Consider the following 11859-nt stretch of genomic DNA (forward strand, 5'->3'; position numbering starts at 1 on the left):
TACTCTTCTGCTTTTTTTGATAGGGAGATGAGATGACAAGAATTGAAGCAGTGAAACACAAGGCGATTTTAGACGTGGCAGGAAGTCTAGGCTATTCTTTTAGAAGATTATCAGGACAAGTCTATGAACATCCAGAACACGATTCCTTTAAAATTTTTGCGGATACCAATACCTTTAAATGGTTTTCACGTGATATGCAAGGAGATGTGATTGATTTCGTTCAGTTAATGGCAGGGGTGTCTTTTAAAGAAGCCCTGTCTTACCTTGAAACTGGAGACTTTGAACAGGCTAAGATGGTCGAAGAGACCTATCAACCCTTTCGTTATTATCTAAGAGAAGAACCATTTGACCAAGCACGAACTTATTTGAAGCAGATCCGTGGTTTGAGTGATGAGACCATCAATGCTTTTGGCAGACAAGGGCTGTTAGCACAGGCTCATTATCAGACAAAGCCCTTTCAGGAATCTGTACTTGTCTTTAAGAGTTATAATCATCAGGGGCAGTTAGAAGGGGCAAGCCTGCAAGGGCTTGTCAAAAATAATGAGAGACATGATCGAGGATACCTCAAGAAAATCATGAAAGCTTCTCATGGTTATATAGGGATGAGCTTTGACATAGGAAAACCTAAACGCCTTATCTTTTGCGAATCGGTGGTTGATATGATGAGCTATTATCAACTTCATGAGAAGCAGTTATCAGATGTTCGTTTGGTTTCTATGGAAGGCTTAAAACTGTCTGTGATTGCTTATCAGAGCCTACGACTAGCCGCTGAGGAACAAGGTAAACTTGAGTTTTTAGATACTGTCAAACCAAGTCGATTAACGCATTACCTTCAGACCATTCAGGAGACGACTACTTTTTTTCAGACACACTCAGGTTTATTGACTTTGGCTGTTGATTATGACGAAGCAGGGCGTGATTTTTGTCAGAAGTTATCTGAGAAAGGACTTCCCATTGAAACAGACCTACCACCATTACAGGAACTGGAAACTAAAGCTGATTGGAACGATGTCGTGAAATTTCAGAGAGATCTTTCTCTAAAGGATGTGATCCAATCGGCTAAGTTACAGATTGTCAGAAGTAATCCTTCACCTAAGCGAAATATGGTTTTAGACTTGTGATAACAAAATCAAGTTTCTTATCATAAGCTAGAAAGGAATAAGGAGGACACCCTATGAGTGTGATTGAACGCTTAGCTGAAAGAGTAGCTAGGCAAGAGGACAAAGTTGCGAAGGAGACGGAAAAACTAGAGACCTATCGCAATCAATTACAAACAGCGATGTATCAAGCCTTTATCAAACGCCAACAAAATAGTCCCTGGACTTTTGATGAAGCATTGACGCAGGCCTTTGGCCAAGAAGAACAACCAACACTATCCGATAATAGAAACGAGGAATAACACATGACAAAAAATTGGACCTTTGACCAACCCCTAGATGATAAAATACCAACGTCTTCATCAGAAGAACGTGCGAAGATTGCGGCACTATTTCATCAGGAAAAACATCAAGAAATTGAAGATGTAGATTATGTAGCAGCCTTTGAGATGGAACAACAAAAGGCTAAAGATCAGTCTGTTTCACAACCAAAGCCACAGGAGAAAATAGAGCCAAGACAAGTTCCATCACCTACCATTACCAGCGACTACAAGCAACATTTAGCCAATGTCATGGCTCAAAATAATGAGGACATTCTTCAAGGTCAGAAGAAAATCGAAGAGTTGCACCAGTTGATTGATGATAAGAATAAGCACAATAAAAAACTACAAGCCATTTCAGAAGCTATTGATGACTTGTAAGTACGAGCAGCCCTTACAAGGGCTGCTTTTTAAAAGGAGAGAAGATGAGGTTATTCAAAAAGCAAAGACACAACCAAGATAGTTTTAAACGGCTCATTCATCGCTTATCAGGAATGTCTGAAGCTGACTTATATAAGGTCAACCAATTATTAGATGTTGTTTTTGATTCGACCAGTCAATCGACCAGTGACGTAAAAAAAGCTCCTCAAGATGTACAAAAGGAGCCGACCCTAGATGAGACCATTACTGAAGCTAAGAATAAGCTGAAGACTGAGCAACTTGAAAAACGGATAGAGCAGTTTAGGCAGGCGAAGAAACCTAAAAATGAGTAAAAAAATTAGGCGTTAATGTTGGCCTAATCTTTTTGTCTAATACTTGTTGTTCGCTGATAAACATACTTTCTTGTCAATTTACTATCATTTAGATTTTCTATGTCAAAGATAAAATAATGTTCACGATTGTCTTTGGCATTTTCTTTATTGAGTTTGAAATAGTTTTTAGCTGATTTCGCCATTGCCAACATAATATCATCTGTTAGAAAAGTCAGTGGAGTATCTAGTGCTGAGTAGCGATAGAAGTCACTTTCAAATTTTCGGTAATGTTCGCTGAAGTAGTCCATCTGTAATTCATTTTTATAAAAATCAAGCTGATTCATGGTAGACCTCCTCAACTAATGTGATAGTTATAATATCTTCTAAAGCGATAGTGATATGTCCGTCACTGGTTTTTAGAATGACCTCATCCGTTGATAGTGTCGGAACGGTTCCGATAATAGTTTGATAGTCATTTTTCTGTATTCTAGTCACCTGTATCGTTAATTGATTGGCGTAACTTTGACTGAGTAACAACAACTTTTGATTTAGCGATAGGTCAGAAAGATAGTTGATTTGCTTATCGTCATCTGATAAAGCAGAGGTGTGTTCAGATAAAAAGAACCCCATCCATTTTTGCATTTTAACATCTTGATAGTCTCTTGCGGATTGAAATGGTAAGTATGATCGGTCAATCATTGTAATCCCTCCAAGCCACCTACTGAGTGGCCTCCTATTAGTTTACTTCTTGCAATGTTCCTGGAACTGTCTAAAAGGGCAGTTCCTTTTTGAACCGCTAAAAAACCGAATTGGTCTCTAATATGATCAATAGTTCGCTGTAAGTTTTCTTCTTTCTCTGTTGCTTCGACATCATCAAATAAGGAGATTAAGGCATAGCTTTCATCAACAAACCCTGAGTAATTGACTGCAATCCCCCGAACAGCTCCTGAAGTGTACTTTTTACGAAAAAGCGTTAGCACGGTATCTGTAAGCAGACGTGTTTGGTTAGTAGGTTCTATCTTCATTTGAGTGTTGATTGGCTGTTTCATTTCCGTTTTAGAATAGGTCACAAAAACGGAAACAATAGTCGCTTTCCGATGTTCTCGTCTCATTCGGATAGCCACCTGTTCAGCCATTTCACTCAGGACAACCTCAATATCACGCTGCTTAACGTAGTCACGAGGTAGAACCTGAGAGTTTCCAAGTCCGTGTGATTTTGGTTTATAGGGTTGATGGACATTACTTTCATCAACTCCGTTAGCATGAAACCATAACTGAACCCCAACCTTTCCAAATTCTTTTTTCAATAAATCAGGGTTGCTATTGGCTAGTTCCTTGATAGAGGTAATTCCTAGTTTGTGAAGGCGTTTTTCTGTTCTAGAACCAATACCCCAAAAATCAGATAGTTTAGGGATTGACCAGACTTTTGTTTCCACATCTTCGTAGGACCAATTGGCACGCATGGTTGGTGTTCGTTTGGCTTCATTGTCTAGAGCGAGTTTGGCCAATAATGGGTTAGCATTACTCATACCGATGGTAGAATAGATACCCGTCTTTTTCCAAATGTCATGTTGTAACTTAGCAGAGACGACGTCTAATTTCGCTTTTCTATCCATCTGTTTATCACTCACAAAGTAATTGAGTGAGGAGGTTAAATCAATAAATCCTTCATCAATGGAGTAGGGGAGAATATCTTCAGGAGCAGCATAATCTTGGAAAATGTGCTGAATGTCAATATTCTTTTTGATATAGCGATCCATACGTGGTGGGACAATAAGCGTTCGCTTAGCCCAATGTTCAATATAAGAAACATAACGTGGGGATATGTCTAAGCCTTGACGCTTGACATTATAGTAGTCAAATTTTCTTGTAGTGATGTCAAAGGGTAAATCGTAGGCACGGCCGACATTATTTTTTCCAAAAACTTTTTTGAACATGGGAGAAGAGGCCAAAATCAATCCACCAGCGTTGTCAGCTCGGCTCATAACACAGAGAGAAGTATGTAAAGGGTTTAATCCTCTGTCTACACACTCTACAGAAGCATAAAAGGATTTCATGTCAATGAAAGCTATATCTGAATGCGGCTCTTTTGTGTAATCAATATAGCCCATGTCTTTAGTTCCTTTTTAGATTTTCTAACTGTTCTATCAGTTCTTGAATATGATCGGTAATATCATATTCTTTGAGATAAGGCGTAAAATAAATACGATTGTTTTTAAGATAAATCATTTCTTTAGCAGTTACTGACATGTTTACGCTCCTATAACAGGCATAAAGTGACTCACGACAAGTCCTACAATTCGAGGATTATCTTCATAAGGAATCCATTTATCAGGGTAGCTATCGTTGAGTGATACCATTCTATAACCATTTTCTTCTCGATAGAGTTTTTTGATATAGACGGAGTCATTCCAGGATAGGGCGTAGACGGCACCATCATAATCAAAACCGCTAGCACGGATTAGAGCTACTTCACCATCAAGATAGATAGGTTCCATGGAATCTCCTGTAATCCAAGCAGCAATATCATAACCATATTGTTCTTCTTCGGCATAGACGGTTTCTGTTCCATATTCATCAAATAGTGATTCCCCAAGACCAGCAGAAAGAGAAACATCAGATAACACTTCCACCGCAAATAGTGGCACAATCTTATCAATTGATTGTTGTGTTTGAAGCAATCCTTCGGCATACTCATCCACCTTATCTTGATTTTCCGAGGAGAGTTGGAGGTAGGTGTTCACAATCTTGTATTCTGATTCAAAATAGGTTGTTGGAACATCAAGTATTCTTGCAAGAGTAGCAAGATTCTTTTGATTAGGAACGGATTTACCAGCCTCCCATTTATTATATGAAGCTCTATTGATTTTTAACAGATTAGCTAGCTCAGATTGAGAATATTGCTTTTCCATTCTACATTCTTTAAGACGGTTACCAGAAAACATAAATCAAAACTCCTGTTGCTTTATTATGCAACAATTATATCAAAAATTTTTTAAGATGCAAGTAGTAGAGTTTTTTAACACCCAATTTGTAAAATTATGCTAGACAGAAAAAGCCATCCATGTTAGGCTCAGATAAACACCACATTTGTCTGAAAGGAACTAACATAAATGACCTATATTCATCTTACCACAAACGAGCTTGTAATGATAGAGGCTTACTATCAAGAAAACATAAAAGTTTCAGATATTGTGACTTCACTTGGCAGATCAAAACAGACAATCTACAATGTCATCAACTATCTGAAAGAGGGGCACTCTGCTTATGATTACTATAACCGATATAAAATCAATAAGAAACGCTGTGGCAGGAATAAAACCAGTCTTACGCAATCAGAAAAAGATTTTATCCAAACTCAGTTAGAAAAAAATTGGAGCCTTGATGTCATTAAAGGAACTTATCCAGATAGGGTTTCTTGTTCTATGAGAACTCTCTATCGACTAGCAGACCGTGGTATTCTAAAGAAAGAGGATCTCCCTTGGAAAGGCAAAAGAAAACCAAATGGTCATAGCGAAAAACGAGGAAAACAAGCGTTGCGCAGAGATTTACGTGAGAGAGCAGACAGTTATCCTAATTTTAAGACGGAATTCGGTCATCTAGAAGGGGATACAATTGTGGGAGAAAAACACAAAAGTGCAGTCATTACCTTAGTAGAACGCCTCTCAAAAGCCATCATCACACTGAAAACCAATGGACGCAAAGCAAGTGATATTGAGGCCTCCATCAATCAATGGTTGTCTCAAGGTCAGCGGCAGCTCTTTAAGTCAATAACTTTTGATTGTGGGAAAGAATTTTCTAACTGGAAGTCTATTTCGAATGCGCATGACATTGATATTTTCTTTGCGGATCCAGGCTGTCCTGGTCAAAGAGGTCTCAATGAGCATTCTAATGGCTTATTAAGACGAAATAAATTACCGAAACAAATGGATTTTACTACTATTTCTCAAAATTATTTATCAGTTATAGCTGATAAAAGTAATAGAATTCCTAGGAAATCATTGAATTATCAATCACCCTACCAAGTTTTTCTGAGTTACTTGAAAAGTTTAGCTTAATTTGACAATTTAGGACACTAAATATTTAGCAAATATTTAGTAGTACTATTTTATTTGAAACAACAAAAACAGAGATACACTTCCTCTGTTTTTAGGATATATTCTATTGTAATCAAAGATTTAAGAGATTGTATATAGGATATTCAATAAAACGTTCCCTTTGCTCATCGGAAAATTCATTTTCGAATGAGTAGATTGCTTGATCTTTGTAGCCTAAAATACAATTTGTAGCAAATCTAATTTCTACTGAGTTGTGATTTATTAAAGAATGGAGATAGGAACTGTCTTTTTGTGTTAAATTATTTAAACGCTTTTTAATTTGTAGTAGATTTAGGACGCTATTTTCAGATTTATCCATATCTACAAGCTTTTGAGCAAATTCTAAACAGGACTGCAAGGTATTTTGGTCGTGTTTAGAATCAGCGTAGTTTATTAGTTTTAATAGACCAAGATCCATATTTTCAATTTTACTTTCACTTGACAAGTATGATGAAAGATAATCAGAGACGTTAAAATTATCAATAAGTAGTAACTGCTCTAATTCAACAGTTTCATATTTTGAAAATAACTGCTTATTTTCGTTGATTAGTACCATATCGTAATCACTAAAGTTAGATAGTCTATAGCTTTTAGTTCCTTCGTTTTCTGGAATTAAAAATAGTAATACATGTACATTAGCAAATTGAATGACTTGAGTAGGATTATAGTCTACACGATCTAGAGTTACCACTTGTTCATTTACGATACCATCATACAATAATTCAATTGTTCTAGCATCTTTTTGTGACCAACCTGTGCTGTCAAGGTCAGTAGAAATTTTAAGTTTATCTACTAATTCTTTTAAACGTATGTTCGCATTAAAAGCTTTTTTCAGAAAATTTAAATCAATTTTAGCTATATTTTCATCACTAAACTCTAGTCTTTTTCTGTTTAAAATAATTCCTTTATTTTTTTGAAGCTCTATAATAAACTCTAATCCATCTAGTCTTTTTGAGAGAATATTTGAAAGTGAGTAATTAAGAGTTAGTGTTACTAAATCAGTTTTTTTTTGTATTTTTATCGAACAGCCATTATGAAAATCTATAGTGAAGTCATTCTTGGTTTCATAAGCAAAAGTTGTCTTATATACACGCTCTTTTCCCTGAATTTGAACTAACATTTCTTTTTCTTCAAATATTTTTAAATTAGCAATATCGTCTATTAGAGGTTCAGGTATCATAGCTTCTTTAGGTTTGTAATAAAGATCTAACTCACCAGATATTGCATAATCAAGAATGTCTAGATAATCCTTGCCAATAAATTTAAACTCTAAGTCTCCGTCAAATGATTCCAAATTTTCAAAGAGAGATTCTTGGCTTCTCCAATCAATATGAGCAAATCCTTTCTGATATTTGCGTTTTTGAATAAAATTAAGAAATACAAAGTTTAAATCATCTTCATTGTTAGGGAGAGGTTTCATATGAATCGAAATATTCTTAATCTTTTTCTTTTTCTTGTCGCTGGCTAATAAAACTTTCTTAATGACCTTTGGGGTTAGTGAAGCATAAGTGACGGTAGGGATATCATCTTTTAAATACACTACAAAGTAGAGTACACCACCTTCTGTAAGATAATGCTCTAAATTGTTCCGTTTTATTGAGTATCCAACATTTTCTTCATAATATTCATCCTTACCTTTTACTTGAACTGGAATTCTCTCAACTAAATCAATATTTTGCTTTTTTATGTTTTTATAAAAATAGATATGACCGTCCCAGATGGGTTCTCTATCTCCTTCGGAAATTTCTCTGTTAATATGTTTAGATTTTTTTAATGCCAATTTCAAATAATCGACGGCATCTTCTTCAATTTGCTTAGATGATTTAACCATGAATAACCTCTTGAATAAGTAATTTTATACTAACATTATACCAATTTTTGTGATAAATTTTTCAAATCATCCTTGTTATCCTAATATCATTCCTAAGAAAATCAAGTCTTGATTTTTCACTGGGGGTTTGGGGGCGTAGCCACCAAGTTATCTTATCGTTAGCTGTCAAAACTGGAAGGTTTTGATCGGCTGGCGATATGATTTTTTGGGTATTGTGACCACAATGTCTGAGCTCGCAAAGACCGAACAAGAAGAGAGTGAGGTCTTTAGGAAGCGTACTGACAATGTGAGGCAGCCTGACACTGTCAGACAAGTATAATATTGAAAGGGTAGTAGGATGGGACAAGAAATTAAGTTGATTCGTAAGCAATTTAGAATCACGAGACAAGAAGAAAAACAGATAAAAGAAATGATGAGGGAACAAAAACTGGATAGTTTCTCAGAATTTCTTCGTCAAAATTTGTTGAAAAAGAATTATCAGGATAGAATTTTTGAAAGTTGGTTTTCCATTTGGAAGTCTCAAAAGTTTGAACAGATTAGTCGAGATGTATATGAAGTTTTGATTGTCGCAAGAGAAAATCACCAAGTGACTCAAGAGCACGTTTCAATCTTATTGACCTGCGTTCAAGAATTGATTGCGGAAGTCAATCAAGTACAGCCACTCAGTCGTGGGTTTCGTGAAAAATACATGAGATAGGAGGCTACTATGGTTTATCGTTATCGTACCAATCTCAAAAAAGTATTTTTAACAGATTCAGAGTTACATCAATTGAATGAACGAATTGCTAAGAGTCACTGTCAAAATTTCTCGGTCTATGCCAGAAAAGTTTTGCTTAATCCCAATATGTCTTTTGTCACAATTAACACTGAAACTTATGACCAGTTAGTTTTTGAATTGAGACGGATTGGAAATAACATCAATCAAATTGCGCGTGCGATCAATCAAAGCCATCTGATTTCCCAGGAACAGTTACAAGAATTAAGTAAAGGAGTTAGTGAATTAATTACTGGAGTAGAGAAAGAATTTCAAGTGGAATTGAAAAGATTGAAGGAGTTTCATGGTAGTCACTAAACATTTTGCGACGCACGGAAAAAAATATCGCAGGCGTTTGATTAAGTATATCCTCAATCCCGATAAAACGGACAATTTGAAATTGGTATCTGATTTTGGTATGAGTAATTACTTAGATTTTCCTAGCTATGAAGAAATGGTTGAGATGTACAATGTCAATTTCACCAACAATGATAAGCTGTACGAATCCAGAAATGACCGACAAGAAAAACATCAACAAAATATCCATGCCCATCACCTCATTCAATCATTTTCTCCTGAAGATAATCTGACACCTGAAGAAATTAACCGCATTGGTTACGAGACTATGATGGAACTAACAGGAGGCCATTTTCGTTTTATCGTGGCAACTCATACAGATAAAAATCATGTTCATAATCACATCCTAATCAACGCCATTGACCGTAATTCAGATAAAAAGTTGATATGGAATTATGCCTTGGAACGAAACCTTCGTATGATTTCAGACCGCATTTCTAAGATTGCTGGAGCAAAAATTATTAAAAAACGTTTCTCCTACCGTGACTATCAAAAATATAGGAAAATTAGTCATAAATTTGAATTGAAGCAACGTCTTTATTTTTTGATGCAGCAGTCAAAGTCCTTTGATGATTTTTTAGAAAAAGCAGAGCAATTACATGTTCATATTGATTTTAATCAGAAGCATAGTCGATTCATGATGACGGATCGGGCAATGACAAAACCAATTCGAGGACGTCAGCTCAGTAAAAGAGATTTATATGATGAAGATTTTTTTAGAACGCATTTTGCCAAGCAAGAGATTGAAAGTCGATTAGATTTTCTGTTGAACCGTGTCAATTCTTTAGAAGAGTTACTAACAAAATCGAAAGTGTTAAATCTAACCATTGACTTAAAACAAAAAAATGTGATTTTTACCATAGAGGATAATGGTGAAAAGATAAGTTTAGGTCATAAAAAAATTAGCGATAAGAAATTGTATGATGTTCAATTTTTTAATCGTTATTTTAAAGATAGAGAGGTTAGAGATATTCAAACATTAGAAAATCTTCAGGAAGATTATCAGACTTTTCGAGAGGAACAGGATAAGAAGAAAGTCTCCGAAGAAGAAATTGAGGAAGCCTTCAAAAAATATAAGGAAAAATGCGATGCTGTCCATGAGTTTGAAGTTGAACTTACGGATAATCAGATTGAGAAGTTGGTTGATGATGGTATCTATATCCGGGTTTCGTTTGGTATCAAACAAAGTGGACTCATCCTTATTCCCAACTATCAGTTGGATACCCTTGAAGAAGAAAATCAGAAAAAATATAAAGTTTATATTCGAGAAACGTCCTCCTACTTTGTCTATAATAAAGAAAATTCGGATAATAATTGTTTTGTTAAAGGGAGAACGTTAATCAGGCAATTGACTACCGATAGCCAAAAACTCCCATACAGACGACCAACTTTAAAAAGCCTTCAAGAGAAGATTTCTGAAATTAATCTCATGATTGAACTGTCTAACACAAACAAACACTACCAAGAAATTAAAGATGAGTTCGTATTAGAAATTGCAGAGCTTGATATGAAACTGGAAAAAACACAAGAAAAAATCGCCACCTTAAACAAGATGGCGGAAGTGCTTATAAATCTGAAGAGTAGTGATCATGAGACTAGAAAATTAGCTAAGTATGATTTTGCTCAAATGAACATGACGGAATCAATAACGTTAGATCGACTCAATACAGATATTTTAAAATTACAACAGGAACTTGGTAATGAAATTAACGAATATGAGGAGGTAGCTAGAAGACTGGAGTCGTTTGTCAAAATTATTAATACCAATAAACTTACAGGCCTAAAATTCCAAGATAATGTCTCACTAGAATAATATTACTTATGACGAATTCGTTAAAAGATAGAGAATGATTTCATTTATTTTTTGTTTACTAGTTTATTAAAATGGTCAGTATAGTGTAATTTTAACTTGTCTTCTCTTAAAATATCGAATACTTGTATGGCCTGTTTCATTTTTTCAATTCCACTACTTAATTGGCGTTTAAATTCATAGTAGCCAGTTGCATAGAGAAAAACTGTCTGTTCATAGAAGTTCAATTCATTATCTAATAATGTTTTTATCTCACTAATTAAATAGCAACAATTAGAAAATTTTTCCTCATCTATACTAAGAATTAAACAATTTATAGCAAGTTGAGCGACCATTCGTTTATTGGTTTTATTCAGAGAAGAGTAGAGATAATTCTTTAGCAGTTCCTTTGTCAATAAGAAGTAGGAATTGTAGTTAATTGTTCGTACACAGTTACCAAATAGAACGATCTCATAGTAACCCCATTTTTCGACTTTAAAAAGATAGTCTATTAATTGAAGTAATTCTTCATCTGATGGACTGATACTCGAATCCATTGTGTGTAGAATGGATTTTATCATAGTTTTCTCTAAAGGATCTAGAGTGTAATTTGTAGTGTCAGATAGTAGGCACGTTATATTATCGATACTTTGTGATGAGTATTGTTTACGAATATATTGAACTAGGTTAGCAAATGATCCAATCTTGGTGTAGTCTTCATCGTGTAAAATAAGAAACTCTTCTAGGGTAATGTGCAACTTGTCTAAAATATTGATAAGCCTAATACAAGATATTTCTGATTCTCCACGTTCGAATCGAGATATTTGAGATTTAGAAAGATGCTCGTCAGCAACGGAAGATAAACTGATCTGTTTTCCTTTACGAACTTTTCTGAGTGTGATGCCAAGTTTTGATTTCATAA

General features: G+C 35.1%; 15 protein-coding genes. 8 read left to right on the forward strand and 7 right to left on the reverse strand.

Going from position 1 to position 11859, the window contains the following annotated elements; genetic code table 11:
- Positions 1-32: 32 nt before the first annotated feature.
- Genes FZ954_RS01965 through FZ954_RS01980 form a run of 4 tightly spaced genes read left to right on the forward strand, consistent with a single transcriptional unit; the run spans position 33 to position 2130 of the window.
- Positions 33-1121 carry a toprim domain-containing protein gene (locus tag FZ954_RS01965; RefSeq protein ID WP_148876598.1) on the forward strand — a complete coding sequence of 363 codons (1089 nt, stop codon included), beginning with the start codon at positions 33-35 and terminating at the stop codon, positions 1119-1121.
- A 53-nt stretch (positions 1122-1174) separates the two neighbouring features.
- Complete coding sequence (locus tag FZ954_RS01970) at positions 1175-1399, forward strand: DUF5965 family protein (protein ID WP_148876600.1); 225 nt, start codon at positions 1175-1177, stop codon at positions 1397-1399.
- A gap of 3 nt (positions 1400-1402) precedes the next feature.
- Positions 1403-1798, forward strand: a complete 396-nt coding sequence (locus FZ954_RS01975; protein ID WP_148876602.1) for a DUF5945 family protein — start codon at positions 1403-1405, stop codon at positions 1796-1798.
- A gap of 44 nt (positions 1799-1842) precedes the next feature.
- Positions 1843-2130 carry a hypothetical protein gene (locus FZ954_RS01980; RefSeq protein WP_148876604.1) on the forward strand — a complete coding sequence of 96 codons (288 nt, stop codon included), beginning with the start codon at positions 1843-1845 and terminating at the stop codon, positions 2128-2130.
- A gap of 23 nt (positions 2131-2153) precedes the next feature.
- Here the strand turns inward: FZ954_RS01980 and FZ954_RS01985 are convergent, their stop codons facing one another.
- From FZ954_RS01985 to FZ954_RS02000, 5 genes are read right to left on the reverse strand one after another with little or no spacing between them, the layout of a single operon-like run.
- Positions 2154-2453: a DUF5960 family protein gene (locus tag FZ954_RS01985; RefSeq protein ID WP_148876606.1), complete on the reverse strand. Its 300-nt coding sequence runs from the start codon at positions 2451-2453 to the stop codon at positions 2154-2156.
- On the reverse strand, positions 2440-2808 hold the full coding sequence (locus tag FZ954_RS01990) for a hypothetical protein (RefSeq protein ID WP_084825933.1): 369 nt from the start codon (positions 2806-2808) through the stop codon (positions 2440-2442). The genes FZ954_RS01985 and FZ954_RS01990 overlap by 14 nt, the downstream gene beginning before the upstream one ends.
- The gene (locus tag FZ954_RS01995) at positions 2805-4220 is read right to left on the reverse strand and encodes a Y-family DNA polymerase (RefSeq protein ID WP_148876608.1); all 1416 of its coding nucleotides are present in this window, start codon (positions 4218-4220) and stop codon (positions 2805-2807) included. The genes FZ954_RS01990 and FZ954_RS01995 overlap by 4 nt, the downstream gene beginning before the upstream one ends.
- Before the next feature lie 4 nt (positions 4221-4224).
- A complete protein-coding gene (locus FZ954_RS11875; RefSeq protein ID WP_259273733.1) occupies positions 4225-4359 on the reverse strand; it encodes a hypothetical protein in 135 nt (44 codons plus the stop codon).
- 2 nt (positions 4360-4361) lie between these two features.
- Positions 4362-5054, reverse strand: a complete 693-nt coding sequence (locus FZ954_RS02000) for an XRE family transcriptional regulator (RefSeq protein ID WP_148876610.1) — start codon at positions 5052-5054, stop codon at positions 4362-4364.
- Between the two features lie 168 nt (positions 5055-5222).
- On the opposite strand from FZ954_RS02000, the gene FZ954_RS02005 reads away from it, so the two are divergent.
- Positions 5223-6167: an IS30 family transposase gene (locus FZ954_RS02005; protein WP_148876613.1), complete on the forward strand. Its 945-nt coding sequence runs from the start codon at positions 5223-5225 to the stop codon at positions 6165-6167.
- Positions 6168-6279: 112 nt separating this feature from the next.
- Here the strand turns inward: FZ954_RS02005 and FZ954_RS02010 are convergent, their stop codons facing one another.
- Positions 6280-8037 (reverse strand): DUF4365 domain-containing protein, encoded by a 1758-nt coding sequence (locus FZ954_RS02010; RefSeq protein ID WP_148876615.1) that lies wholly within the window; start codon positions 8035-8037, stop codon positions 6280-6282.
- Positions 8038-8374: 337 nt separating this feature from the next.
- Here FZ954_RS02010 and FZ954_RS02020 point away from each other — a divergent pair, with 337 nt between their 5' ends.
- The 3 genes from FZ954_RS02020 to FZ954_RS02030 are packed head-to-tail and all read left to right on the forward strand — an operon-like array spanning position 8375 to position 10961.
- Positions 8375-8734 (forward strand): SAG1252 family conjugative relaxosome accessory protein, encoded by a 360-nt coding sequence (locus FZ954_RS02020; RefSeq protein WP_148876618.1) that lies wholly within the window; start codon positions 8375-8377, stop codon positions 8732-8734.
- Between the two features lie 9 nt (positions 8735-8743).
- Positions 8744-9109 carry a MobC family plasmid mobilization relaxosome protein gene (locus FZ954_RS02025; protein WP_125371692.1) on the forward strand — a complete coding sequence of 122 codons (366 nt, stop codon included), beginning with the start codon at positions 8744-8746 and terminating at the stop codon, positions 9107-9109.
- Positions 9096-10961, forward strand: coding sequence for an SAG1250 family conjugative relaxase (locus FZ954_RS02030; protein ID WP_125383913.1), 1866 nt, complete (start codon positions 9096-9098; stop codon positions 10959-10961). The genes FZ954_RS02025 and FZ954_RS02030 overlap by 14 nt, the downstream gene beginning before the upstream one ends.
- A 44-nt stretch (positions 10962-11005) precedes the next feature.
- Here the strand turns inward: FZ954_RS02030 and FZ954_RS02035 are convergent, their stop codons facing one another.
- On the reverse strand, positions 11006-11857 hold the full coding sequence (locus FZ954_RS02035; protein WP_148876620.1) for a helix-turn-helix domain-containing protein: 852 nt from the start codon (positions 11855-11857) through the stop codon (positions 11006-11008).
- Positions 11858-11859: the final 2 nt, after the last annotated feature.

The sequence above is a fragment of the Streptococcus sp. Marseille-P7375 genome (assembly GCF_902460365.1).
Lineage (GTDB): Bacteria > Bacillota > Bacilli > Lactobacillales > Streptococcaceae > Streptococcus > Streptococcus cristatus_I.

Bases quoted from the DNA above. Each gene is read 5' to 3' on its own strand.
- FZ954_RS02010 (WP_148876615.1), bottom strand. From the start codon at position 8,037: ATGGTTAAATCATCTAAGCAAATTGAAGAAGATGCCGTCGATTATTTG.
- FZ954_RS01985 (WP_148876606.1), bottom strand. From the start codon at position 2,453: ATGAATCAGCTTGATTTTTATAAAAATGAATTACAGATGGACTACTTC.
- FZ954_RS01990 (WP_084825933.1), bottom strand. From the start codon at position 2,808: ATGATTGACCGATCATACTTACCATTTCAATCCGCAAGAGACTATCAA.
- FZ954_RS02005 (WP_148876613.1), top strand. From the start codon at position 5,223: ATGACCTATATTCATCTTACCACAAACGAGCTTGTAATGATAGAGGCT.
- FZ954_RS01995 (WP_148876608.1), bottom strand. From the start codon at position 4,220: ATGGGCTATATTGATTACACAAAAGAGCCGCATTCAGATATAGCTTTC.
- FZ954_RS11875 (WP_259273733.1), bottom strand. From the start codon at position 4,359: ATGTCAGTAACTGCTAAAGAAATGATTTATCTTAAAAACAATCGTATT.
- FZ954_RS01980 (WP_148876604.1), top strand. From the start codon at position 1,843: ATGAGGTTATTCAAAAAGCAAAGACACAACCAAGATAGTTTTAAACGG.
- FZ954_RS01970 (WP_148876600.1), top strand. From the start codon at position 1,175: ATGAGTGTGATTGAACGCTTAGCTGAAAGAGTAGCTAGGCAAGAGGAC.
- FZ954_RS01965 (WP_148876598.1), top strand. From the start codon at position 33: ATGACAAGAATTGAAGCAGTGAAACACAAGGCGATTTTAGACGTGGCA.
- FZ954_RS01975 (WP_148876602.1), top strand. From the start codon at position 1,403: ATGACAAAAAATTGGACCTTTGACCAACCCCTAGATGATAAAATACCA.
- FZ954_RS02035 (WP_148876620.1), bottom strand. From the start codon at position 11,857: ATGAAATCAAAACTTGGCATCACACTCAGAAAAGTTCGTAAAGGAAAA.
- FZ954_RS02000 (WP_148876610.1), bottom strand. From the start codon at position 5,054: ATGTTTTCTGGTAACCGTCTTAAAGAATGTAGAATGGAAAAGCAATAT.
- FZ954_RS02030 (WP_125383913.1), top strand. From the start codon at position 9,096: ATGGTAGTCACTAAACATTTTGCGACGCACGGAAAAAAATATCGCAGG.
- FZ954_RS02025 (WP_125371692.1), top strand. From the start codon at position 8,744: ATGGTTTATCGTTATCGTACCAATCTCAAAAAAGTATTTTTAACAGAT.
- FZ954_RS02020 (WP_148876618.1), top strand. From the start codon at position 8,375: ATGGGACAAGAAATTAAGTTGATTCGTAAGCAATTTAGAATCACGAGA.